This is a genomic window from Pseudomonas sp. P4_C3, assembly GCF_056402075.1.
In genome coordinates, this window is the sequence record NZ_JBFUIC010000066.1 from 1 (window position 1) to 24004 (window position 24004).

The window sequence follows — 24004 nt, forward strand, 5'->3', positions numbered from 1 at the left end:
ACATAGATGTTGAATGTTCCGCCCTCATCGCGAGCAGGCTCGCTCCTACAGGGTTAGGCGTATTACCGATCGACCTTATGTTTTGCCGCATACAGACACAGCATCTCCATCGCCAGTGTCGCCGCCGCCAGTGATGTAATCTCTGCGCTGTCATAGGCCGGGGCCACTTCCACCACGTCCATGCCCACCAGATTGATCCCGCGTAGACCGCCGAGAATTTCCAGCGCCTGCACCGTACTCAAGCCGCCACACACCGGTGTTCCGGTGCCCGGAGCAAACGCCGGATCGAGGCAGTCGATGTCGAAGGTCAGGTACACGGGGTTGTCGCCGACCCGCGCCCGAATCGCCTCGACAATCGCTTCGCAGCCACGACGATGCACCTGCCGCGCGTCGAGCACTTGAAAGCCTTGATGATCATCGTTGGTGGTGCGCAAGCCGATTTGTACCGAACGTGACGGATCGACCAGCCCTTCCCTGGCCGCGTGCCAGAACATGGTGCCGTGATCGATGCGCTTGCCCTCTTCGTCCGGCCAGGTGTCGCTGTGGGCGTCGAAGTGGATCAGCGACAACGCCCCGTGCTTGCGGGCATGGGCCTTGAGCAGTGGATAGGTGATGAAATGGTCGCCGCCAAAGGTCAGCATCGCGCTGCCGGCGTCGAGGATGCGCTCGGCGTGGGCCTCAATCATTTCGGGCGTCGACTGCGGCGCGCCGTAATCGAAATCGCAATCGCCGTAGTCGATGACCGCCAGGTGATCGAACGGATCAAACGTCCATGGCCAGTGCCGTTCCCAGGCGATCCCGGCAGAGGCGGCACGAATGCCCCGTGGTCCGAAGCGTGCGCCGGGGCGGTTGCTGGTGGCCGTGTCGAACGGCACGCCACTGACGGCCACATCAACGCCACGCAGGTCACGACTGTAGCGTCGACGCATGAAGCTGGTAATGCCGGCGTAGGTACTTTCGGCGGCCGTGCCGTAAAGGCTGTCACGGGTAAGGGCTTGATCGTTCTGCATCGGGACGTCCATTGAAGGCTCCTTCTCTTTTCTTATTGGCGGCTACGGAAAGTGGTCCACAAACGGGTGCGCTGGCGCATGTCCTTGAGGCTCATGCTGCGGTCGGCGTAAAGCCGGTCACGCACATCGGCGGGTGGGTAAATGTCCGGATCTGTGCGCACTGCCTCATCCACCAGCGGCGTGGCGGCCTGGTTGGCGGTGGCAAAAAACAGCGTGTTGGTCAGCGCCGCGACGGACTCGGGGCGCAGCATGAATTCGATGAACTGGCGGGCAGCCTCGGGGTGTGGCGCGTCCTTGGGGATCGCCAGGTTGTCCTGCCACACGATGGTGCCTTCCCTGGGAATCCGGTAGGCGATTTCAAACGGTTTGTTGGCCTTGCGCGCCTGGTCGGCGGCCATGCTGGCGTCACCGTTGTAGGTCAGCGCAAGGCAGATGCTGCCATTGGCCAGATCGTTGATCTGCCGCCCGCTGGCGACGTAAAGCACCGAGGGTTGCAACTGATGCAATAACGTTTGGGCCGCGTCGAGATCGCTCTTGTCGGTGCTGTAGGGATCCTTGCCCAAATAATGCAAGGCCAGGCCGATCACTTCCTGTGGTGAATCAATGACCGCGATGCCACAGTCCTTCAGCTTGCTGGCGTATTCCGGTTTGAACAGCAGGTCGAGGCTGTTGAGCGGTACATTCGGCAGGCGTTTCTTCACCTCCTCGACATTCATCCCGAGCCCCAGGGTGCCCCATGTATAGGGCACGCCATAGCGATTACCGGGATCTACCGCCGCCATCTTCTCCAACAGATCGGGATCAAGATTGGCGTAGCCCTTCAGGCCCTCATGGGGGATGGCCTTGAGCGCACCTGCCGCCAGGCCGCGCGCCAGCACACTGGACGACGGGACGACCACGTCGTACCCGCTGCCACCGGTGAGCAGCTTGGTTTCCAGTACCTCCGGCGCATCGAAGGTGTCGTAGCGTACATGGATGCCCGTCTCCTGCTCGAACCGTTGCAGGGTTTCAGGAGCCACGTAATCGRCCCAACTGTACAGATTGACCACCTTGTCCTCGGCCTGGGCCGAAGCGGCAACGACGAGCAACAGCGCGGGTAAACACAGCTTGAACATGGGAGCCATGACGAACACCTGACCAGAGGAAGTGGTTGCAGGATGCGTCGTCGGATACATTGGTGAAATACCAAGTTAATTAACCTGACTTTATGACGGAGTAATGTTTGATGCTCGGCCAACTGCATGATCTGGATCTGCAATTGCTACGTCTGTTTGTCAGCGTGGTGGAGTGCGGCGGCTTCAGCGCAGCTCAGGGCGAGTTGGGGTTGAGCCAGTCGAGCATCAGCCAGCAAATGGCCAAACTGGAAACCCGCCTTGGCTATCGCTTGTGCAGTCGCGGCAAGGGCGGATTCAAGATCACTCCCAAGGGCGAGCAATTGCTCAGCGCCACCCGTGGACTGTTCGAGTCCATCGAAGCCTTCCGTCATCAATCCAACGGCGTGGCCGGACGCCTGATCGGCGAAGTGCGTCTGGGCCTGTCCGAAGCCCTGGATCAATCGGTGCTGCAACGGGTGGCCGAAGCAATCCGGCGCTTCCGTGAGCGGGACGAGTCGGTGCGTATCGAGCTGATCAGCGCCATGCCCGGCGAGATGGAACGCCTGCTGCTGCAACAGCGGCTGGACCTGGCCATCGGCTACTTCTCGCAAGTACAAAGTGCGTTTGACTACCGCGAACTGTTCATTGAAACCCAGCACCTGTATTGCGCCCCCGGCCATCCAATGTTCACCAACGCGAACCCGATCGATCAGGACCTGCAGGCCAGCGACCGGGTCGATCACCCCTACCGTTTCCTGCGCAGTGACGAACCCTTTCAGGGCAAGCGGTGTTCGGCACGTTCGGAGCAAGTCGAAGGCACCCTCGCCTTCATCCTTTCCGGTAAGCATGTCGGTTATTTGCCCAGCCACTTTGCCCGTGGCTGGGAAGACAAAGGTTTGCTCAGGGCCGTGCGCCGAGGCGATATGAGTTTCGATGTCGCGTTTCATCTGGCCCGGCATCGGGCTCAGGTAGCCGGCGATGCGCAGAAGGCGTTCGAAGAGGATCTGCTCGCGGCGTTTGCCTGAATACGCGTTGGTCTACGCTGAAACAGTGCCGGTCATCACCATGCAAAAATGCGCAGACAACCTGCACTTATCCGGGTTGTACAAGGCAAATTTGCACTGATACGATCCGTCATCGCTCGCGCGCGAGCATCTCGATAAAGACAATAAAAGCAGGGAGTTAGTGATGACTGCTCAGGTTTCATCGAAGGGGACGCAGTTCATGGATGCCATGCACAACGATGTGCTGGCCGAAGTGCGCAACCACATTGGTCATCTGACCCTCAACCGCCCCGCCGGCCTCAATGCCCTCACCCTGGACATGGTGCTCAACCTGCACCGCCAGCTCGACGCCTGGGCCCAGGACTCGCAAGTGCATGCCGTGGTCTTGCGTGGTGCCGGGGAAAAAGCCTTCTGTGCCGGCGGCGACATTCGCTCGCTGCATGACAGCTTCAAAAGCGGCGACACCCTGCACGAAGATTTCTTCGTCGAGGAATACGCCCTCGACCTCGCGATCCACCACTACCGCAAACCGGTGCTGGCCCTGATGGACGGTTTTGTCCTCGGCGGCGGCATGGGTCTGGTGCAAGGCGCAGACTTGCGCGTGGTCACCGAAAAAAGCCGCCTGGCGATGCCGGAAGTCGGCATCGGCTACTTCCCGGACGTCGGCGGCAGTTACTTCCTGCCGCGCATCCCTGGTGAACTGGGGATTTACCTCGGTGTCACCGGGGTACAAATTCGCGCCGCCGATGCGCTGTATTGCGGTCTGGCCGACTGGTACCTGGAAAGCGTCAAGCTGGGCGCCCTGGACGAAAAACTCGACCAGCTCGAATGGCACGACACGCCGCTCAAGGACCTGCAAGGCCTGTTGGCAACACTCGCCGTGCAGCAACTGCCAGATGCGCCACTGGCGACCTTGCGCCCGGCCATCGACCACTTCTTCGCCCAACCCGATGTGCCGAGTATTGTGAAGCAACTGCGTCAGGTAACGGTCGCCGACAGCCATGAGTGGGCGGTCACCACCGCCAACCTGCTGGAAACCCGCTCGCCGCTGGCCATGGCCGTGACTCTGGAAATGCTCCGTCGCGGACGCGAGCTGCCACTTGAACAATGTTTCGCCCTTGAACTGCATCTGGACCGCCAGTGGTTCGAGCGCGGCGACCTGATCGAGGGCGTGCGCGCCTTGCTGATCGACAAAGACAAGACACCCCGCTGGAACCCGCCCACCCTCGAGGCACTGGACGCCGAACACGTGGCGAGCTTCTTCAGCGGGTTTGACCAGAGCGAGAGCTGAGCCATGCACGATATCGAATTGAGCGAAGAGCAAGTCATGATCCGCGACATGGCCCGGGATTTTGCCCGTGGCGAAATCGCGCCCCATGCCCAGGCCTGGGAAAAGGCCGGCTGGATCGATGACGGTCTGGTGGCGAAGATGGGCGAACTGGGCTTGCTGGGCATGGTTGTGCCCGAGGAATGGGGCGGCACCTATGTCGACTACGTGGCCTACGCCCTGGCGGTAGAAGAGATTTCCGCGGGCGACGGTGCTACCGGCGCCTTCATGAGCATCCACAACTCCGTGGGCTGCGGGCCGGTGCTCAACTACGGCAGCGAAGAACAGAAACAGACCTGGCTGGCGGACCTGGCCAGCGGCAAGGTCATCGGCTGCTTCTGCCTGACCGAACCCCAGGCCGGTTCCGAGGCACACAACCTGCGCACCCGCGCCGAACTGCGCGACGGCCAGTGGGTGCTCAACGGCGCCAAGCAATTCGTCAGCAACGGCAAGCGGGCCAAGCTGGCGATTGTGTTTGCCGTGACCGATCCGGATTTGGGCAAGCGTGGCATCTCGGCGTTCCTGGTACCGACCGATACCGCCGGTTTTATCGTCGATCGCACCGAACACAAAATGGGCATCCGTGCTTCCGACACCTGCGCGGTCACTCTGAACGACTGCACCATCCCCGAGGCCAATTTGCTGGGAGAACGCGGCAAGGGTCTGGCCATCGCCTTGTCCAACCTCGAAGGCGGGCGAATCGGCATCGCAGCTCAAGCACTCGGCATTGCTCGCGCGGCGTTCGAAGCGGCGCTGGCCTACTCCCGTGATCGGGTGCAGTTTGGCAAGACGATCAATGAACACCAGAGCATCGCCAATTTGCTGGCCGACATGCACATGCAGTTGAACGCCGCGCGGTTGCTGATCCTGCACGCCGCGCGCCTGCGCACGGCCGGCAAACCCTGCCTGTCGGAGGCGTCACAAGCCAAGCTGTTTGCCTCGGAAATGGCCGAGAAGGTGTGCTCGTCCGCCATTCAGATTCATGGCGGCTATGGCTACCTGGAAGATTATCCGGTGGAAAAATACTACCGGGATGCGCGGATCACGCAGATCTACGAAGGGTCGAGCGAGATTCAGCGGATGGTGATTGCCCGCGAACTGAAGAACTACCTGGTGTGAAGCCCTGTAGGAGCGAGCTCGCTCGCGATGGAGGTCAACGATGACGCGGGGCACCTGAATCAACCCGGTGCCCTCAGGTTTTTCGTCGGATCGCCGCCCGGAGCAAGCTCGCTCCTACAGGAGCAGGCTTGCTCAAAATGGCGTTAACATCACTTGCCTTGGAACTCGGCGTCCCGCTTGGCAATGAACGCCGCCATCCCTTCCTTCTGATCCTGCGTGGCAAACGCCGCATGGAACACCCGACGCTCAAAGCGCACGCCTTCGGCCAGGCTCACTTCAAAGGCACGGTTGACGCTTTCCTTGACCATCATCGCAATCGGCAACGACTTTTTGGCGATCAACGCCGCGACTTTCAGCGCTTCATCCAGCAACTCATCGCTCGGCACGATCCGCGCCACGATGCCGCAACGCTCCGCTTCCACGGCATCGATCAGGCGCCCGCTCAGGCACATCTCCATGGCCTTGGCCTTGCCCACGGCGCGGGTCAGGCGCTGGGTGCCGCCCATGCCCGGCAACACCCCGAGGTTGATTTCCGGCTGACCGAATCTGGCGTTGTCGCCGGCCAGGATGAAGTCGCACATCAGCGCCAGCTCACAGCCGCCACCCAGGGCGAAACCGTTGACCGCCGCGATGATCGGCTTGCGGCGGTTGGCTACGCGGTCGCTGTCGCTGAACAGGTCGTCGAGGTAGATCTGCGGATAGGTCAGCTCCGCCATTTCTTTGATGTCGGCACCGGCGGCGAAGGCTTTTTTCGAACCGGTCAGGACGATGCAGCCGATGTTCGAGTCAGCCTCGAAGCCATCGAGGGCCTGGTTCAGTTCGCTGACGATCTGTGCGTTCAACGCGTTCAGCGCTTGTGGACGGTTGAGGGTGATCAGGCCAACGCGGCCGTGGGTTTCCAGCAAAATCGTTTCGTAGTTCACAGATTCTCTCCTTCTTATAAATTGCGCGAAATGACCATGCGCTGAATATCGCTGGTGCCTTCGTAGATCTGGCAGACCCGCACGTCGCGGTAGATCCGTTCCAGCGGGAAGTCGTTGAGGTAACCATAACCGCCGAGGGTTTGCAGCGCCGAGGAGCATACCTTCTCGGCCATTTCCGAGGCGAACAACTTGGCCATCGAAGCCTCGACCAAAGCCGGTTTGCCACTGTCACGCAGGGCCGCGGCGTAGTGCACCATTTGCCGCGCCACGGCGATCTGGGTCGCCATGTCCGCCAGGCGGAAGGCCACGGCCTGGTGTTCGATGATCGGCTTGCCGAAACTCTGGCGCTCACGGGCGTAGTCGCGAGCCGCTTCGAACGCCGCGCGGGCCATGCCCACCGATTGCGAAGCGATGCCGACGCGACCGCCTTCAAGGTTGGCCAGGGCAATCCTGTAGCCTTCGCCCTCCTCGCCCAAACGGTTGGCCACCGGCACCTTCACGTCTTCGAAGAGAATCTGGCAGGTGTCGGACGCATGCTGACCGAGTTTGTCCTCGACCCGCGCAACGGTGTAGCCCGGCGAATCGGTCGGCACGATAAAGGCGCTGATGCCGCGTTTGCCAGCGCTCGGATCGGTCACCGCAAACACGATCACCACTCCGGCATTCTGCCCGGAGGTGATGAATTGCTTGCAGCCGTTGAGCACGTAGTGATCGCCTTCCAGGCGCGCACGGGTTTTCAAGCCGCTGGCGTCGGAACCGGCCTGGGGTTCGGTCAGGGCGAAAGCGCCGAGCATCGCACCGCTGGCCAGCGGTTTGAGGAAGCGCTCTTTCTGCTCATCCGTGCCGTAGTGGAGGATCGGCACACAGCCCACGGAGTTGTGCACGCTCATGATGGTCGAGCAGGCGCCATCGCCGGCGGCGATTTCTTCCAGCGCCATGGCGTAGGCCAGGTAACCGGTGTCGCAACCGCCCCACTGCTCCGGCACCAGCATGCCGAAGAAGCCCAGCCCGGCCATCTCGCCGATGGCTTCCTTGGGAAAGCGATGCTCGCGGTCCCATTCGGCAGCGAACGGTTTCAGCCGTTCCTGGGCAAAGTCCCGGGCCATGTCGCGGATTTGTTGTTGGTCGTCATTGGGGATCATGGTGAATCCTTGAAGTTTAATTGCCCCCTGTAGGAGCGAGCTTGCTCGCGAAGGGCCTGAGAGCGCCGCATTCATCCAGGCAGCCCTCGTCATCGTTGACGTCCTTCGCGAGCAAGCTCGCTCCTACARGGGGCGCTGGCCTTAATACAGGCATTCCACGGCCATGGCCGTCGCTTCACCGCCGCCGATACAGATCGCCGCGACGCCACGCTTCAAGCCTTTCTGGCGCAGGGCCGAGAGCAGGGTCACCAGAATCCGCGCACCGGAAGCCCCGATCGGGTGGCCCAGGGCGCAAGCACCGCCGTGCACGTTGAGCTTCTCGTGGGGAATTTCCAGATGCGTCATCGCGGCCATGCCGACCACGGCGAAGGCTTCGTTGACTTCCACCAGATCGACGTCATTGAGCGACCATCCGGTTTTCTTCATCAATTTCTTGATCGCACCGATTGGCGCCACTGGAAACAGACCCGGGGTGTCGGCGAATGCGGCGTGGCCATGAATCACCGCCAAGGGTTTCAGGCCCTGTTTCTGCGCCTGCGACTGGCGCATCAGCACCAGCGCGGCGGCACCGTCGGAGATCGAACTGGAGTTGGCCGCCGTCACCGTACCGCCTTCGCGGAACGCCGGTTTCAACGAAGCGATCTTGTCCAGCCTGGCTTTTGGCGGCTGCTCGTCATTGCTGATCACAACCTGCTCTTTGCCCACCGTCACGGTCAGCGGGACGATTTCGGCCTTGAAGCTGCCGTCCTTGATCGCCTGTTGCGCGCGGGTGGTCGAGGCGATGGCAAAGGCGTCCTGGGCTTCGCGGCTGAAGCTGTTGGTTTCGGCGCAGTCTTCGGCGAAGGTGCCCATCAGGCGGCCCTTGTCGTAGGCGTCTTCGAGGCCGTCCAGGAACATCGAGTCCTGCACCCGGCCATGGCCCATGCGGTAGCCGGCACGGGCACGGTCCAGCAGGTAAGGCGCGTTGGACATGCTTTCCATGCCACCGGCGACCACGACGTCGGCACTGCCCGCCACCAGCATGTCATGGGCCAGAATCGCCGCTTCCATGCCGGAACCGCACATCTTGTTCAGGGTGGTGCAGCGGGTCGATTTATCCAGCCCCGCGCCCAGCGCTGCCTGACGCGCAGGTGCCTGGCCAAGGCCTGCCGGCAGTACGCAGCCGAACAACACTTCGTCGACGGAATCGCTGGCAACGCCAGCGCGTTCCACCGCTGCTTTGATGGCTGCCGCGCCGAGTTGCGGCGCGGTCAGGCTTTTCAGTTCGCCCTGGAAACCGCCCATCGGGGTACGGACGGCGCTGACGATTACAATCGGATCGTTGGAAATAGTCATGACAAATCCTCCTTACTTGGCGGCCATGCGCAAGGCACCGTCGAGACGGATCACCTCGCCGTTGAGCATGCTGTTTTCAATAATATGCTTGACCAGCCCGGCATACTCGCCCGGTTTGCCCAGGCGTGGCGGGAACGGCACGCCGGCGGCCAGGGAATCGCGGACTTCCTGGGTCATGCCGGCCATCATCGGTGTCTCGAAGATGCCGGGGGCGATCGTCATGACACGGATGCCAAAACGCGCCAGCTCACGGGCCGCCGGCAAGGTCAGACTGACAATCGCGCCCTTGGACGCCGAGTAAGCCGCCTGACCGATCTGACCGTCATAGGCCGCAGCAGACGCGGTGTTGATGATCACGCCGCGCTCGCCATCGGCATCCGCTTCGGTCTCGGCAATCGCCGCTGCCGCAAGACGCAGCATGTTGAAGCTGCCGATCAGGTTGACGTTGATCACCTGGCTGAAACCGGCCAGTGCGTGTGGACCGTTCTTGCCGAGAATCTTCTCGCCACGCACGATGCCGGCGCAGTTGACCAGGCCATTAAGGCCGCCAAAGGCCTTGACCGTCGCCCGCACCGCAGCTTCGGCCGCCGCTTCGTCGCTGATGTCCGCCACCACGCTGTGCGCGCCAAGGCGCTGGGCCTGGGCTGCAACGGCCTCGGCGTTCATGTCCACCAGCATCACTTTCGCGCCAGCGTTAACCAGCACCTCGGCGGTGGCGGCACCGAGGCCGGAAGCGCCACCGGTGACGATAAAAATCTTGTTCTCGATCTGCATCATTGTTTCCCTGGATTCAAGCTGGAAGGTTCTTCGCCGCGGCCTCTTGAGCCTTGGCGATTTCCTGGTTGCGCAAGATAAAGCGCTGCAATTTGCCGCTTGGGGTTTTCGGCAATTCGCTGACAAATTCGATTTCGCGGGGGTACGAGTGCGCCGCCAGACGTTTGCGCACGTGCTGGCGCAGCTCTTCGGCCAGCGCAGGTTCAGCGCGGTATTGCGGGTTGAGCACGACGAAGGCCTTGACCAGTTCGGTGCGCTCCGGATCGGGTTTGCCGACCACTGCGGCCTCGACTACGGCCGGGTGTTCGATCAGCGCACTTTCCACGTCGAACGGACCGACCCGGTAGCCGGAGGTGGTGATCACGTCATCGCTGCGACCGACGAAGCTGATGCTGCCGTCCGGGTTCCACTCGACGGTGTCGCCACTCAGGTAATAGTTGCCGACAAAGGCCTTGGTCGGCCCGCCTTCGTAGCCGGCGAACCAGCACATCGGCGATTGGCTGCGGTCGATGGCCAGGATGCCCGGCTGGCCAACGCCCAGTTCCTGGTATTCGTCATCCAGCACTACAATACGGTGGCCCGGCGAGGCAAATCCGGCGGCGCCCATGTGAATCGGATGTTCCAGGCCGTGGTGGTTGCACAGCACCATGCCCAGTTCGGTCTGGCCGTAATGGTCGTGGATGACCACGCCGAGGTTGTCGGCGAACCAGCGGATCACTTCCGGGTTCAGCGGCTCGCCGGCGCTGCTGACGATACGCAGCTTGCCCTTGATCGATCTGGCGAATTCTTCGCCGCCGGCAATCAGCAAACGGTAGGCCGTCGGCGAACCGGTGAGGTTGGTAATCCCGTATTTGTTGATCACCCGGCAGGTGCTTTCGAGGGTGAACGGGCCATCGTAAAAAGTAATCGGATGACCCATGGACATCGGCCCTGTGACACCGAAATAAATGCCGTAGGCCCAACCCGGATCGGCGACGTTCCAGAACGCGTCTTCCGGGCGCAGATCCACCGCATCGCGGGTGTAGCTCTGGAACGCAACGATGGCCTTGAGCGGCACCGACAGTGCTTTCGACGGGCCGGTGGTGCCCGAGGTGAACATCAGCAGGAACGGATCTTCCCCGGTCAGCAGCACCGGTTCACAGTCGGGGGAATAGTTGGCCAGTTCGGCCCAGAAACTGAAATCGCCGCGAACCAGGCCCTGCCCTTTGGGGCCGGTGACGGTCACCGTGGTCGGGCAATCGGCGACTTCGGCCAGTTTCGGCCGGTTCACCCCATCGGTCACCACCACCTTGGCGCCAGAGCAGCCCAGGCGGTGCTCGATGGCCTTGGGGCCGAACGCGGTAAACAGCGGTTGATACACCGCGCCGATGCGCCAGGTGGCGAACACGGTGATCAAGAGTTCGATATTGCGTGGCAACAGGCCGGCGACCTTGTCGCCTTTCTTCACGCCCTGGGCCAGCAGGTAGTTGGCGAAACGCGCGGCCTTGTCCTGCAAGTCGGTGAAGGTGTACGTCGCACCGGTGCCGTCGCGTCCTTCCCAGAACAGCGCGATGCGACCCGGCAAGGCGTGCCGGTCACAGCATTCGACACAGGCGTTGAGGGCCGTCAGATCGCCTGCGAGTGCGGCGTCGACGGTGTGCTGATAATTGAACTGAGCAGTAGCAGACAAGTAATCGCGCATTGCCAGAATCCCTTTGTGTTTTTATTAGGTTGGGGGGAACCGTAATCAACAGGGAAATACTCGCTCTGCGCGGGGTGGCGGGCAATGGTCAAAGCTATCAAGTTGTCTGACTGCTTTGGCCAAAGCCCGCAGGGCATCAAGCGATGAAGCGCACTCCGGGTTTGGCGCGCTCGTCCACGGTCAGTTCGAACACATCCGGGCGGGCGTAGTGGCCGACCACGTCAAAGTCATAACGGGCGCGTACCAGGTCGTCGGTGTCGATTTGTGCAGTGAGCAGACCGGCGCTATCACGCAACGGTCCGGCGAGGATGTCGCCCATGGGACCGACGATCACGCTGCCGCCGGCGATCAACGGCCGATCCGCCGGCCAGTTGGCGATGTCCAGGCCCAGGGCCTGCGGCGATGCCTGGACCTGACAGGCACTGACCACGAAACAGCGTCCCTCATGGGCGATGTGGCGCATGCTGACCTGCCACATCTCCCGTTCGTCCACGGTCGGCGCGCCCCACACCTCCACGCCCTTGGCGTACATCGCCGTGCGCAGCAGCGGCATCATGTTTTCCCAGCACACCAGCGCACCGACGCGCCCGACCTGGCTGTCGATCACCGGCAAGGTCGAGCCATCGCCCTTGCCCCAGATCAGCCGTTCGGTGCCGGTGGGCATCAGTTTGCGGTGTTTGGCCACCAGCCCGGCCTGCGGATCGAGGTACAGCGCGGTGCAGTACAACGTGCTGCCCGCACGCTCGATCACGCCGATCACCAGATTGGCCCCGGTGCGCGCGGACAGCGCCGCCAGCGCCTCGGTTTCCGCGCCGGGTACGTCGATTGCATTGGCAAAATAGCGGGCAAAGGCTTCGCGACCTTCCGGCAGGCGATAGCCCAATTGCGTGCCAAAGCCCTCGCCTTTGGGATAACCACCCAGCAGCGCTTCGGGCATCACCACCAACCCGGCACCGGATTCGATGATCGCGTTTTCATAGGACAGGATCTGTTCCAGGGTGTCGGCCTTGCCACCGGGCATGGCGCCGATTTGCAGGGCTGCAACGATTGATTTGGGCATCTCGCAAACTCCATTCGCATCAGGGGTTGCTCATTCTCCGGCCTCACATGATCATCAATAAAGACCGATTCACTGCTGAATGATATGAGCCAAATGAATATCACCGACGTCGACCTCAACCTGCTCAAAGTCTTCGAAGCGCTGCACGAGGAGTCCAGCGCCAGCCGTGCCGCCTTGCGCCTGGGCGTGACGCAATCGGCAGTCAGCGCAGCCTTGCGTCGGTTGCGCGAGGTGTATGCCGATCAACTGTTCGTGCGCACCGGACGCGGCCTGGCTCCCTCGCTCAAGGCCAATCAGCTCAAACCGGTGGTCAGTGATGCCCTGAACAAATGCCGGCAGAGCCTGGCGATGGTCGATCCGGCCGCACAACAGTACGAAGGTCGCTCGGTCACCGTGGGAATGTCAGATGATTTCGAGATTGCCTACGGCCGGCGGCTGATCGAGGAAATCGCCCGGTGCGCGCCGAAATTGCGCCTGATTTTCCGTCAGACCCACAGCCAGATCGTCGCCCAGGCGTTGATGGAGCGCAGCATTGACCTGGCGATTACCGCGGGCGGGTTTGCCGAGCGGCTGCTCAGCCGTCAGGTGCTGGGGGAAGGTGGCTATCTGTGCCTGGTGGACCCGTCGAGCCTGGTCGAGAATCAGCAGAGCATTAGCCTTGAGGAGTTTGTGGCCCGCGAACACATTCTGGTGTCGTCCGGCGGTTTTATCGGGATTACCGATGAAGGATTGGCGGCGCTGGGGCTCAGTCGACGGGTGTGCGCCTCGACCACGCACTTTGCCGCGTTGCCGCATTTGCTCAAAGGCAGCCAGGCCGTGGCGACCATTCCGGCCCATGCCGCCCAAAGCATCGCAACGCTCAGCGGACTGGCGTTGCTGCCCTGTCCTTTGGCGTTGCCGCGTTACCCGATCGAGCTGGGCTGGCGCACCAGTACCCAGCTCGACCCGGTGGTGTTGAAAGTGCGCGAGGCTATTGTCGCGAGTTTCTCGTAGGAGCTGCCGCAGACTGCGATCTTTTGATGTTTTCTTTTCGCCGACTGCTGCGCAACAAGATCAAGCTCAAGATCAACAGATCGCAGCCTTCGGCAGCTCCTACTTGGCCGCCATCAGGCGATTGACTTCACTGCGCACCATGTTGGCGAATTCCGGAGGCGACATGCCGTCCAGTTCGGCGCGTACCCATTCGGCCCATTTGCCTTTGCGTTTGGCCCGTTCGCCAAACAACCGTGCGGCCTCGCCCTTGGCTTTGCCCAGGTTGTTTTGCCAGAGTTCGAACAGACGGGATTTCTCGTCTTCAAGCGCAGCGCGCTCGGCGAGGGGTTTGTCGGCCAGATTGAAGCTCATGGGAATTTCCTGCTGCGTAAAATAGGCGACATCTTACACTGTAGGACGAAATGTCCTGCGCCGGTTTTTCAGCAAGATGGCCTCTCCGGGCAAAATAGCTGCAACTTTTCCGACGGCGACTGACTCCATTGTTCACTATCCACTTACCTGCAAGGAGTACTTCAATGGCCCGCAAAACCGCCGCGCAAGCCGCCGAAGATCAAATCAAGGATCAAGCGTTCAGCGAGCTTCAATCGTTGATCGAAGAGTCGGAAAAGCTGCTGAAAAGCAGCGCCTCGCTGGTCGGGGAAGAAGCGGAGACCCTTCGCGGACAAATCGCCCTGAAACTCCAGCAGGCCAGGGATTCGGTGAGCAGCGTACGCGACCGGACCCTGCCCGCGGTCGAGGCCACTGAAACCTATATCGGCGGGCATCCATGGCAAACCGTGGCGATTTCTGCCGGGTTCGGCCTGGTGGTGGGGTTGTTGCTGGGCCGTCGCTAAGCACGGGCAAACACTGAACCCTGTGGGAGCGGGCTTGCTCCCACAGGGGTTGCGTTAATCAGACATTATTTGCCATTACCTCGGATCACTCCCCTGCCAGCTCCCGCAAGTTCGCCAGCGTCTGCGCATCCAGCTCAATGCCATTGACCTGTGATTTGGCGCGTTGATGGTGACGCCGGTCACCGGGCAAACGCTTCAAACCGACGCCGTGCATTTGCCGCACCAGTTCCTGGCTGCGCTCGGCAAAGCTTTGCCCCACCGCTTTGCCCGGGTCGATCACGATAAGCAATTGGCCAGTCCAGGGCGTCTTGGCGCCGGGATGGTTCTTCCAGTCGAATTCGAAGGAAAAATTGCCGCCGGTCAGTGCCGCCGCGAGCAACTCGACCATCATCGACAATGCCGAGCCCTTGTGCCCGCCAAAAGGCAGCAACGCACCGCCCTCAAGAATCGCTTTCGGGTCTGTGGTCGGCTGGCCGAGGCTGTCCACGCCCATCCCTGCCGGCAAGCGTTTGCCCTCGCGTGCGGCAATTTGCACATCGCCATGGGCAATGGCACTGGTGGCCAGGTCGAAGACAATCGGTGCGCCATCGGCCCGCGGCGCAGCGAAGGCAATCGGGTTGGTGCCGAACAGCGGCCGGTCGGCGCCGTGGGGCACCACGCAGGTCATGCTGTTGACCACGCTCAAGGCCACGAGGCCTTCATCGGCGAAGGGCTCGACATCCGGCCACAAGGCAGCGAAATGGTGCGAGTTACGGATTGCCAGCACCGCAATGCCGGCACTTCGGGCCTTTTGCACCAGTAGTCCACGTGCAGCCGCCAGGGCCGGTTGCGCAAAACCGTTAGCGGCATCGACCCGCACAAACCCTGAAGCCACATCTTCGACCACCGGAACGGCCTGGCCATTGACCCAGCCGCTTTGCAGCGTCGAAACATAACCCGGAATCCGGAATACCCCGTGACTGTGCGCGCCGTCGCGCTCGGCACCGGCGCAGTTTTGCGCAAGCACCCGGGCAACGTCGGCCGACGTGCCGTGACGCAGAAAAATCTTCTCCAGCAAAGCGCTCAGCGCTTCGAATGACAGGTGTGACGAGATCGCAGTAGACGTGTGATCGTGTGGCGCAGACATCTGAAGCTCCAGACTAATTATTGGAGGGAACAACAGCGTACAAAGACCCGCCGATTAACAACGCGCGGCGAGCGACCTGTCAACCTTTCGCTCAGGGTCAATCAGGTATATGCGTGTCACGAATGCCCACGGCCCGTGCGTTATCTATTTACCGCCTGCATCATCCCGCCGGCTTTTAGTCTCGAAACTCAATCCACAGGCGCCCTTGAATGGCACCTTGAACGAGACTCGACGATGCCTGCATCTTTAACTCCGCTGTTTTTCCCCGAGGCACTGTCGTTGCCCGGCCTCTGGAGAGAACTTGGCAAAACCCACGGGCTGACGCAAAAGGACTTCGAATGGTTCAGCCATATCGAACTGGCCAGCCAGGCCCTGCGCGATGAGCAGACGCCGCCCATGCTGGCGAAAAAAATCCTGCTGAAAATACCGGGACTGGAACATTTGGCGCTGGCCGGCAGTTTTTTGCTGACCGCGACACCCGATGACAACGGCGTGATTCTCTACACCCCGTACGCCGGGATACAGAAGTTCACTGACCGTTCGGCCCTGACCGAACAGCTGGTGAAACAACTCAAAGCGGCCGACGAAGACGATAATCTGCTGGCCTTCATGGCGCTGTCTCAACGCAGGACGGTGGTGGACGCCGTGACCATCGAGCCGGACTTTCAAACCATCGAAGGCGACGTGTTCGAGGACCAGCGCAGCACCCTCTCCAGCCATCAGCAACTCAATGACCAGGCCCTGCTCGATGAGCTCAAAGCGCTGCCGTCCCTGACGTCGCTGCTCGAGGCATTGCTCAGTGAACAGCTGGCTAGAACTTTTCCCGGTCTGGACCAGAGCCAGACCCAGGTGAATTTCTATCTGGCAACAACACAAGAAAGCGCTGGAGAAAGCCATCCGACGCGACGCTGGGTCAACTCCCTGTCCCTGAGTGACGCGGTACTCCTGCACTATCGCCATCAGCGTTGGCCGTCCGGACAGTCCCATGAATTTTCCCATCCGAAAAAACCCTCGGCAAAAGCCGACCAGCCAATCTGGGAAGCCGCCGTCACCACGATCTCGCGCAAACTCGTCAGCCTGCTGGTCAGGCAGCTCGAAGGTTTCTGGGCTGCGGCGAGTGTCGATGGTGCATCGCGTCGCGCATTCTTCGGCCGGGCCATTGCCGATCAGGCGCGAGTGCAACTGCTGCTCAAGCGCGAAGCCGGGATCATCACCCCGGAGCAAAGCCAGGATTTGCATGCGTTGATCTCGACGGCCAGCCGGGCGAACCAATCAATGACGGTCGAAACCGTGTGTCTGTGGGAGCACCGGGCCAACTATGTTGAGTTGGCCGGCTCACTGATGGTCAGCGCCAGCGATGCGTTTCTCTACACACCCACCCGAGGCCTGCAGGTGCTCAAGGACTATCAGGACTTGCGCGATACGGTGCTGAGCAAGTTCAGCGCGGCCGGTCACGAGGATGAACTCTATGGCCTGCTGAGCCTGGACGAACGCCAGCGCTTCATCGGTTTTGACCGGCCGAATGTGACCGGGGAAGTGATTTCCGGCGCGATCTTCCACAAGCTCTTCGACGCGATCGTCACCAAGCAACTGCAGAACATGGAATATGCCCTGCAGGTGTTCCGTCACAGTGACGGTACCGTGAACATCCACGCCCTGTTCGACAAGGCGCTGGATATCCGCTCGATGATCAGCGAGCGGCTGCTGACACTGGAGACCGACGGACGCTGGAGCACACGGCCCGCGTTAACCGGCGATCAGCATCCTTCCGCGGTGCTGGCGGATACCGCGGCAGCTTTCGCCAAGACCTTCAGCGACATCGAAACACTGATCAACGCAGATTTTGCGGCGCAACCGGTCGCTTCGCTGGCTTTGCAACGGGTTTATCTGGAAAACATGAAAACCCGCCTGGCCCATGCGCTTTCCGTCGGCATCCGGGGCGAGGCCAGTCTGCGCAGGCTCAGCGCGACACTGCGGGATGCGGACCGGGCCATTGTCGAAACGGTATTCAACCCGGATCAGGCAGACCGGCAGAGCCGTCTGTCACTCAAGGGCTTCCGGCCCGATGCCTATTCATTGACGCTGGAGTGCTCCGCTCAGCGCGATGTCCTGCCCCTGGCCCATTGTTTGCTCTTGACCGAGCGTGGCGGGCTCGACGCCTCGCATTCCGGCCGGACGATCCTGTGGACACCCGCCGAGGGCCTGGAAGTCTTTGACACCATCAGTCGTGCACGGCTGGAACTGAACCGCCGCCTGCTCGACCCACGACAACGCCTGGCGCTGCTGGACAACCTCACCCCCACCCAGCGCGTCTTTCACCAACGCTACTCACTGGGACCGCTGCGGCTGATTGAAGGATCTGTATTGGAGCGGGTCGCGCAATCGTCAATCGAGCACTTTCTGGCTCGCTGCGAACACGTAGGCACCTTCGAGCTGAGCGAAACGAAGCAGAATAAAGCCCTGAAATCCCTGAGCACAGCGGCCTTCAACGCCAACCTGCAAAGAGCCACCTCGATTGCCCGTGCGATCAGCCGGCAGCAGTCCCTGCCCGCCTGGCTTGGAATGGCTCCGCTGGAAGACCAGCGTCAGCACCTTGAATTGCTGGAGCAATACCGCAACAGCGTTGATGAGGACAAAGACTATTTGCACGGGATCAAACCCCTCAGGTCGTATGTGCATGAGACGTTGACGTCATTGCTCGGCAGCCGCTTCCCTGAAAAAACGCTGGACCCCGACAACATCGAAATCACCCCCCACCTGGCCCTGGTCGGCCCCGCAAGGAGCCTCACTGAGTTCGCCCTGAACCATGTCAACATCGCACAGGGCACCGGGTTCAAAGTCAGCTCGGCAACCCTTCAAGCCCTGCCCGCTGGGTTGGATCAGGCGGCCGTCCGTCAATTGTTGCTGTCATTGAACATCGCGCAAAACTACGCCAGACAGGTCACCGACAACTTGTCGAATCAAGCAGCTGACGTCGAAAACCGAATGCTGCGTTTCGTCAAACAACTGCCCTGGCAACTACTGCAACACGCCCACGAACTCAAGCTGCGGCAACGGCTGTCCGGTAGTGCTTTCGATTTGCTTCGCCAGGTACTGGACATGCCGGACGCCATCGCCCGGGCTATTGTTCAGGGAGCACATGCGATTGTCCGGCCACTGGAACTGATCAAGACAACCGGCGCCGCCGCCGTCAAAGCGCTGGGCCTTTACCTGATCGGCCCTGGCGGTGGCAACACAGGCCCACAAATTCTCTATGCCCCCTACCATCCCGGAGGCTCACCGTTTGTAGAGTTTGAAAATGAGGCCAGCGTTGTCTCGGCGTTCAACACGCCGGGACTCTTGCAGGAAATGTTGATACGTCGCCTGCCAGACAGTGAGCAGACAGTGTTTCGCAACCTGTTCGAATCCACCATTGGCCAGTTGAGCGAAATGACGCTTGCGTCCAACCCCATCGGCGGCAACGTACTCACCCGTTTTTTCCATGACAACACCCAACTGCTGACACGATTGCTCGGCAGCCAGTCGCATGTTTCAGGCCAGTCGGACTGGGAGGCTGTCAAACACCTGTTCAGCTCCGGAATCAATCTCTTTTCGGGACTGTTACCGGGCAAACTCGCGTATCTACAGTTTCTGTGGAATGCCTACAAGGACGCGCGAAACTCGGCCGAAGCGCTGCAGGACCATCACTGGAAAACTGCATTGCTGGATTTTATTGCCGGTGCGGTGCAGATCGTGACGTTGGGCCGGTTATCGCTTGAAGGATGGGCCGACAGCGCCCAGGCAACCGGTGAAGCCATCGCTCAACCGATTGCCACCCCCGTGATTGCGCAAGCCTGGTCGCAGGTCCGTTCGACAGCACCGTTGCGTACACGACTGCAACCGTTCGAAACCACCGTCGAACTGAAGAACCTGACGAAAAACCGCACTGACGGCACCTATCTCGAAGCGGCCAGCCGGAAAACCTTCGCCGCCATTGCCGGCAAGGTGTACGGCGTGAACAAGACCGGAGCGGTTTGGCGAATGGTCAAAGGCGAAGAAGAAGGCCCCGTGTTACTGACGACGCCTGACAAGCAACTGGTGATCGACCCGGACACCCACACCGTCCACTTCGGCAAAGCCCTCTCGAAAATGCACAATCAGTTTGCCAACGCCGTTGTTGCCAGGGATGTGCTGAATATCGAGGCCCGGGGGATGGAGGAAATCCACGCGAAACATCCCGAAAAAGCCCGCATGATCGTGCAGGCCATCGACATGGCTCGCTATTACGCGTTCAACAGCCTGCACAACCTGGTGCAACTGCGCAAACTTCTGCCGGGCACACGACTGGATACGTTCCTCAAGGGCTTCTTTGGTGTCAGCCAGGTCGACACAGGGCTGCTCGATAGAATCAAGAAGGCCATCGTTCCCATCTGCAACGCACTGGTCGATCCCGATGAAGACTTGATGAACTCGCAACGCTTTATCGTGGGTTCAAACAGGGACCCGAAAGCAAACCTCATCGCGTTTGTCCTGGACAAGGATCAACAGCGCAATGTGCATTTCACGGAAAGATTCTTCGATCAACAACTCGACTGGTACAAATCCTGTTTGACACAACCCTTCGACGTCGACGGCCACAGCCAGGCCGCGACGCTGATACACGAGTTCGCTCATTTGTTTTCCGGGGCCGTGGACATTGCATACCTTGAGGCCAGGCGACCGTTTAGCGATCTGATCGCACCGATCACCACCTATGGCGCAGAATTGAAACAGTCTCAGCTGGACTTCCAGCGAGTAGCCTTGTCGATGGAAACACCCAAGGCAGAATTGTTCGCACGCTGGAACAGTGGGCTGCAAACGTGGATCAGCCTGGATTCGATTCCGGGCGCTGATCACGTCGGCGAAGCCATTCTGCGGCTCACTGGCAGCAAGACCATGGAGAAGGCACGGGAAGCTTTTTTGAATGGGCAGGATTCGAAGTTCCGAACCGACGTCATTTTGCACAATGCCAACTCGATCGCCTTTTTGATCTGCGAAATGGGCCGACAACTGGACCCGGTGCCGGTCACTTCGACCACTGATACCTGATCCCGACGTAATAACGCGCAGATCTCCGGATCTGCGCAGCAGTACGTATTTTGATCTTTTTTTCACGCGCCCCTATGGATACTGCTACCCGACTGCAGGTGTTCCAGAGCCGAAGCGTTGAAAAAAAACTACACATTGATGGTTAAATGCCATGACTGATGTTCTCGCAGACTTCCCCCAAGGTTAGAATGCACGAAATCAGGATGGGCCAATGACCGACCACACGCTCTCGGAAGCCGAATACGACGCCATCACCGATGCCGCTGCGCATTGGTGTATGCGTTTGCACGCCAACGACTGCACCGAGCAAGAGCGCCAGGCGTTCGAGCAATGGCGTGATGCGCATCCGCTCCACGCCTTCGAGTACGAAGCGATGCTGGAGATCTGGGATGTCGCTGGCGACCTGCCGCGTCCCGAGCCCGTCGTGCCTCTGGTTCGCACTCAACCGGAAAACCCGTGGCGGCGCCTGGGTATTGCCGCGGCGATATGCGCACTGGCACTGCCTTTGGCCGGTTATGGCGGCTGGCACCTGGGCTGGGTACCGAACGCGTACCAGCATTTCGAAGCGACCGACAATGTTCGCACGGTCACCTTGAAGGACGGCAGCCAAGTGGAACTGAACCTGGGCAGCGAGCTGACCTACAGCAACTACAAGGATCAACGGCAAGTCACGCTGAAAAAAGGCGAAGCCTTTTTCAATGTCAGCCATGTCACCCGTCACCCGTTTGTGGTCAAGGCCGCCGAAGGCCGGATTCGCGTGACCGGCACCCAATTCAACGTCTGGATGTATGAAGACCAGGTCAAGGTCAATCTGATCGAAGGCTCGGTACTGGTCAGCAGCAACGCCGGCCAGCCCGGTGACGGCTTGCGCCTCGACCCGGCGATGCAGGCCGGTTATCGCCACGGCGACTTCATTCCCCGCGTCAGCCAGACCTATGACAATGACAGTTCGCTGGCCTGGCGCCAGGGCAAACTGGTACTCGACGATCTGGCACTGAGCGATGCACTGCCCTTGATCAATCGCTACCTGGACAAACCGTTGATGGTCGCTGACAACAGCACCGGCTCGATCCATATCGGCGGCATCTACAACATCAGAGAGATCAACGGCCTGGTGAAGTCCTTGCCGCGGGTCCTGCCGGTCTACCTGACCCGTAACCAGAACGGCAATCTGGTGGTCAACGCGATTCCGCAAACATCCCCGAAAAGCTGAAAAGGCCGCCACCCTTGCGGGGTGCGGCCTTCAGCGTTCATGCAATGTTCCACGACCTTACTGCGCAGTCACCTTTGCATCCTGCTGACGAATCGTCTGCACCTGATAGTTCGGATCGGACAGGATCTGTTGCTCGGTAAAGGGCAGCACGCTCCATTGCTTCCTGGAAAAGGCCTGCGTCTGGTCCCGTGAAAACTTCGAGGCCGGGTCACTGGACAGCGAGAACGCGAGGAGCCCTTTGGCCTGTGGTCCGTTTTCGTCAAAGGTCACCACTTGCAGGTAACTGGTGCCGCTGACCACTTCGCGCTTGCCATCGCTGCGCGGCACGCTCTGGATGGCGTTATAGACGCCCAGCGTCCCCGGTCCGCCGTGGATTGGCGTCTGTTTCCCGCCGCTGCTGACCACCTGGATATCGCCCCAACGGCTGTCCGGCTTGAGACCTGACGCCTTGACCTGTTCAGCCGAAGCCAGCATCGCTGCCCGTAGCGCCATCGCTACGTCCGGGTGATCGACCGCGAGTCCACGCGGAGTCTGTTGCGGGTCCGGAGGATCGAACGCCACGCGCCATACGTCCGGCACTTGTTCCAAAGACTCCATGACATTCTGGAAATGCACAAAACCCAGACCACTGTTGAGGTTGGCCTTGCGGTCCCATGCCTTGAGGCTGGCGCACAGTGGCGTCAGCGTTTTTGCATCGGCACCGAGATCCGCCGCGCAGAATTGCAGCAGGTCCGGCATCATTTGATTCGCCTGATAAACCTGATCGTCCATGACCATGTGTTGTAAATCCGCCGCCCCGACCTGGATCAAGGTACTCAAACGCTCCAGGGCAAAACGTGATCGCAAACTCAATGGCTGGCCATCCTGGCTGATCAGCGGCGAATAGCCGGTCAGCGGTTGCGCCGGGTTGGCCATCCAGGCCGAATTGTTGGAGTGTTGGAGTGTTGGACAAAATCCTTGCGCAGCAATTGCGGTAACTTGTCCGCCGCATAGATACCCTGTTGTGGCGCCTGCGGGTCGATGTCCCAGGCACAGGCGCTGTTGGAACCGTCAAGGATGATCATCTGCAGGCCGATCCGCGGATCGCTGCACTGCGCCAGCTTGTCGACACTGACGTTGACGGTCAGGGTCTGCCTGTCCATCGGCAAGGACTGGCCGTCGAGCAGGTACCGGGTCGAATCCTTGGGATCCAGTTGCAGGCGGTACAGCGTGAAGTGTTTGGACGAATCCACGGTGTGGGTCCAGGCCAGATGTTGATTGAAACCGATGTTGATCACCGGCAGGCCGGGCAATGCCGCGCCCATCACGTCCAGCTTGCCGGGAATGGTCAGGTGCATCTGATAAAAACGCATGCCGCCCCCCCACGGAAAGTGCGGATTGGCCAGCAACATGCCGCGACCGTTGAAAGAACGCTCGCTGCCGACCGCGACGGCGTTGCTGCCCCGGTCCAGGGCAAAGCGCTGCATCCGCGTCGCGGCCACCTGGAACGCCGGCTGCGCGTTTGCCGCCTGGGCCACGGCTTTGGGTGGCGTGGCACCGGCCAGGGCTTCGGCAAACTGGCCGACGCCACCTTCGACCAACAGGCGCCGRGTCAGCTTGACCAGATCCATTGCCGTGATGTCGCGCACCTAATCGCCCTGGCACTGCGGCGGAAAACCCTGGGCGCGACGTTCGCTCAAGGCGCGGTTGTACCCCGCCACATAGCCTTCAATCAGCTCACGCACTGGCGGGGTCTGGGCCTGCCAGAAACCGGCGACCGCCTGCGGAGTGTTCAGCCAGGTGAAAAACACATCGCTGACCAGGTTCTCACGCTCCTCAACGGTGAACTGATCCGGCCCGAAATACCGCGAGCGTTCGCCGTTCACCGTGGTGATCTCGTTGGCCAGCAGGCACAGATTGTCCTGGGCGTAGGCATAGCCGATGCCGTAGCCGAGCCCGCGCTCGTTGTCGGCGCGGATGTGCGGCACGCCGAAACTGGTGCGGCGGATGTCCGCGCTCGCTTGCGCAGGCGTACCGCTCGCGCTCGCCCCAAGGCTCAGCCCCAGGCTCAAACCCAGAGTCACACCCGCCAGGCTCAACCTGGTTAACTGGCTGGAAATAATCACGCTCGCTCCTGATCGAAAAAACGATGGCTACAGCTGCGCATACCCACGCGCACCGTGCCTCCCTGTAGGGACGAAGCTCACATCAAAAATTTAGGTGCTTCACGGAATTCCGGGGAACACATATAACGAAATATCTGTAGGGACTGCCGAAAGTTCGGGCCGCGTTCGGACGATCTTTTTGATCTTGATCTTCAGCAA

17 protein-coding genes and 1 pseudogene are annotated in these 24004 nt (G+C 60.7%); 7 read left to right on the forward strand and 11 right to left on the reverse strand.

The annotated features are described in order from the left end of the window. Positions 1-62 precede the first annotated feature (62 nt). A complete protein-coding gene (gene speB / locus AC1DVH_RS13565; RefSeq protein WP_477754227.1) occupies positions 63-1022 on the reverse strand; it encodes an agmatinase in 960 nt (319 codons plus the stop codon). A gap of 20 nt (positions 1023-1042) precedes the next feature. After that, on the reverse strand, positions 1043-2134 hold the full coding sequence (locus tag AC1DVH_RS13570) for a polyamine ABC transporter substrate-binding protein (RefSeq protein WP_477754228.1): 1092 nt from the start codon (positions 2132-2134) through the stop codon (positions 1043-1045). Between the two features lie 101 nt (positions 2135-2235). On the opposite strand from AC1DVH_RS13570, the gene AC1DVH_RS13575 reads away from it, so the two are divergent. The 3 genes from AC1DVH_RS13575 to AC1DVH_RS13585 all read left to right on the forward strand — a co-directional run bounded on the left by AC1DVH_RS13575 (position 2236) and on the right by AC1DVH_RS13585 (position 5554). Then, a complete protein-coding gene (locus tag AC1DVH_RS13575; RefSeq protein ID WP_477754229.1) occupies positions 2236-3129 on the forward strand; it encodes a LysR family transcriptional regulator in 894 nt (297 codons plus the stop codon). 163 nt (positions 3130-3292) lie between these two features. Continuing rightward, positions 3293-4399, forward strand: coding sequence for an enoyl-CoA hydratase/isomerase family protein (locus tag AC1DVH_RS13580; protein ID WP_477754230.1), 1107 nt, complete (start codon positions 3293-3295; stop codon positions 4397-4399). A 3-nt stretch (positions 4400-4402) separates the two neighbouring features. Beyond that, positions 4403-5554, forward strand: a complete 1152-nt coding sequence (locus AC1DVH_RS13585; RefSeq protein ID WP_477754231.1) for an acyl-CoA dehydrogenase family protein — start codon at positions 4403-4405, stop codon at positions 5552-5554. 149 nt (positions 5555-5703) lie between these two features. Here AC1DVH_RS13585 and AC1DVH_RS13590 read toward each other — a convergent pair whose 3' ends face one another. The 6 genes from AC1DVH_RS13590 to AC1DVH_RS13615 all read right to left on the reverse strand — a co-directional run bounded on the left by AC1DVH_RS13590 (position 5704) and on the right by AC1DVH_RS13615 (position 12469). Next, positions 5704-6477, reverse strand: coding sequence for an enoyl-CoA hydratase (locus AC1DVH_RS13590; protein WP_477754232.1), 774 nt, complete (start codon positions 6475-6477; stop codon positions 5704-5706). 14 nt (positions 6478-6491) lie between these two features. Beyond that, a complete protein-coding gene (locus AC1DVH_RS13595) occupies positions 6492-7619 on the reverse strand; it encodes an acyl-CoA dehydrogenase (RefSeq protein WP_477754233.1) in 1128 nt (375 codons plus the stop codon). 141 nt (positions 7620-7760) lie between these two features. Then, on the reverse strand, positions 7761-8954 hold the full coding sequence (locus AC1DVH_RS13600) for an acetyl-CoA C-acyltransferase (protein WP_477754234.1): 1194 nt from the start codon (positions 8952-8954) through the stop codon (positions 7761-7763). 12 nt (positions 8955-8966) lie between these two features. Then, entirely contained in the window at positions 8967-9728 is a 762-nt protein-coding gene (locus AC1DVH_RS13605; RefSeq protein ID WP_477754235.1) for an SDR family NAD(P)-dependent oxidoreductase, read from the reverse strand. Positions 9729-9744: 16 nt separating this feature from the next. Further along, a complete protein-coding gene (locus tag AC1DVH_RS13610) occupies positions 9745-11409 on the reverse strand; it encodes an AMP-binding protein (protein ID WP_477754236.1) in 1665 nt (554 codons plus the stop codon). A 136-nt stretch (positions 11410-11545) separates the two neighbouring features. After that, entirely contained in the window at positions 11546-12469 is a 924-nt protein-coding gene (locus tag AC1DVH_RS13615; protein WP_477754237.1) for a carbon-nitrogen hydrolase family protein, read from the reverse strand. A gap of 84 nt (positions 12470-12553) precedes the next feature. On the opposite strand from AC1DVH_RS13615, the gene AC1DVH_RS13620 reads away from it, so the two are divergent. Further along, a complete protein-coding gene (locus AC1DVH_RS13620; protein WP_477754238.1) occupies positions 12554-13462 on the forward strand; it encodes a LysR family transcriptional regulator in 909 nt (302 codons plus the stop codon). Between the two features lie 99 nt (positions 13463-13561). Here AC1DVH_RS13620 and AC1DVH_RS13625 read toward each other — a convergent pair whose 3' ends face one another. Continuing rightward, a complete protein-coding gene (locus tag AC1DVH_RS13625; protein ID WP_007983592.1) occupies positions 13562-13813 on the reverse strand; it encodes a hypothetical protein in 252 nt (83 codons plus the stop codon). Between the two features lie 164 nt (positions 13814-13977). Here AC1DVH_RS13625 and AC1DVH_RS13630 point away from each other — a divergent pair, with 164 nt between their 5' ends. Next, on the forward strand, positions 13978-14295 hold the full coding sequence (locus AC1DVH_RS13630; RefSeq protein ID WP_477754239.1) for an ElaB/YgaM/YqjD family protein: 318 nt from the start codon (positions 13978-13980) through the stop codon (positions 14293-14295). Between the two features lie 85 nt (positions 14296-14380). Here AC1DVH_RS13630 and AC1DVH_RS13635 read toward each other — a convergent pair whose 3' ends face one another. Continuing rightward, positions 14381-15421 carry an Ldh family oxidoreductase gene (locus AC1DVH_RS13635; RefSeq protein ID WP_477754240.1) on the reverse strand — a complete coding sequence of 347 codons (1041 nt, stop codon included), beginning with the start codon at positions 15419-15421 and terminating at the stop codon, positions 14381-14383. Between the two features lie 234 nt (positions 15422-15655). Between AC1DVH_RS13635 and AC1DVH_RS13640 the strand changes: the two genes are divergently transcribed. Then, positions 15656-20488: a dermonecrotic toxin domain-containing protein gene (locus AC1DVH_RS13640; protein WP_477754241.1), complete on the forward strand. Its 4833-nt coding sequence runs from the start codon at positions 15656-15658 to the stop codon at positions 20486-20488. 211 nt (positions 20489-20699) lie between these two features. Next, positions 20700-21701 carry a FecR family protein gene (locus tag AC1DVH_RS13645; RefSeq protein ID WP_477754242.1) on the forward strand — a complete coding sequence of 334 codons (1002 nt, stop codon included), beginning with the start codon at positions 20700-20702 and terminating at the stop codon, positions 21699-21701. Positions 21702-21758: 57 nt separating this feature from the next. Here AC1DVH_RS13645 and AC1DVH_RS13650 read toward each other — a convergent pair. After that, positions 21759-23806: pseudogene (locus tag AC1DVH_RS13650) on the reverse strand (penicillin acylase family protein). Positions 23807-24004 lie beyond the last annotated feature (198 nt).

Excerpts from the sequence above, each read along its gene's own strand:
- AC1DVH_RS13610 (WP_477754236.1), bottom strand. The coding sequence starts at position 11,409 with ATGCGCGATTACTTGTCTGCTACTGCTCAGTTCAATTATCAGCACACC.
- speB (WP_477754227.1), bottom strand. The coding sequence starts at position 1,022 with ATGGACGTCCCGATGCAGAACGATCAAGCCCTTACCCGTGACAGCCTT.
- AC1DVH_RS13615 (WP_477754237.1), bottom strand. The coding sequence starts at position 12,469 with ATGCCCAAATCAATCGTTGCAGCCCTGCAAATCGGCGCCATGCCCGGT.
- AC1DVH_RS13645 (WP_477754242.1), top strand. The coding sequence starts at position 20,700 with ATGACCGACCACACGCTCTCGGAAGCCGAATACGACGCCATCACCGAT.
- AC1DVH_RS13605 (WP_477754235.1), bottom strand. The coding sequence starts at position 9,728 with ATGCAGATCGAGAACAAGATTTTTATCGTCACCGGTGGCGCTTCCGGC.
- AC1DVH_RS13595 (WP_477754233.1), bottom strand. The coding sequence starts at position 7,619 with ATGATCCCCAATGACGACCAACAACAAATCCGCGACATGGCCCGGGAC.
- AC1DVH_RS13585 (WP_477754231.1), top strand. The coding sequence starts at position 4,403 with ATGCACGATATCGAATTGAGCGAAGAGCAAGTCATGATCCGCGACATG.
- AC1DVH_RS13620 (WP_477754238.1), top strand. The coding sequence starts at position 12,554 with ATGAGCCAAATGAATATCACCGACGTCGACCTCAACCTGCTCAAAGTC.
- AC1DVH_RS13575 (WP_477754229.1), top strand. The coding sequence starts at position 2,236 with ATGCTCGGCCAACTGCATGATCTGGATCTGCAATTGCTACGTCTGTTT.
- AC1DVH_RS13625 (WP_007983592.1), bottom strand. The coding sequence starts at position 13,813 with ATGAGCTTCAATCTGGCCGACAAACCCCTCGCCGAGCGCGCTGCGCTT.
- AC1DVH_RS13640 (WP_477754241.1), top strand. The coding sequence starts at position 15,656 with ATGCCTGCATCTTTAACTCCGCTGTTTTTCCCCGAGGCACTGTCGTTG.
- AC1DVH_RS13580 (WP_477754230.1), top strand. The coding sequence starts at position 3,293 with ATGACTGCTCAGGTTTCATCGAAGGGGACGCAGTTCATGGATGCCATG.
- AC1DVH_RS13600 (WP_477754234.1), bottom strand. The coding sequence starts at position 8,954 with ATGACTATTTCCAACGATCCGATTGTAATCGTCAGCGCCGTCCGTACC.
- AC1DVH_RS13630 (WP_477754239.1), top strand. The coding sequence starts at position 13,978 with ATGGCCCGCAAAACCGCCGCGCAAGCCGCCGAAGATCAAATCAAGGAT.
- AC1DVH_RS13635 (WP_477754240.1), bottom strand. The coding sequence starts at position 15,421 with ATGTCTGCGCCACACGATCACACGTCTACTGCGATCTCGTCACACCTG.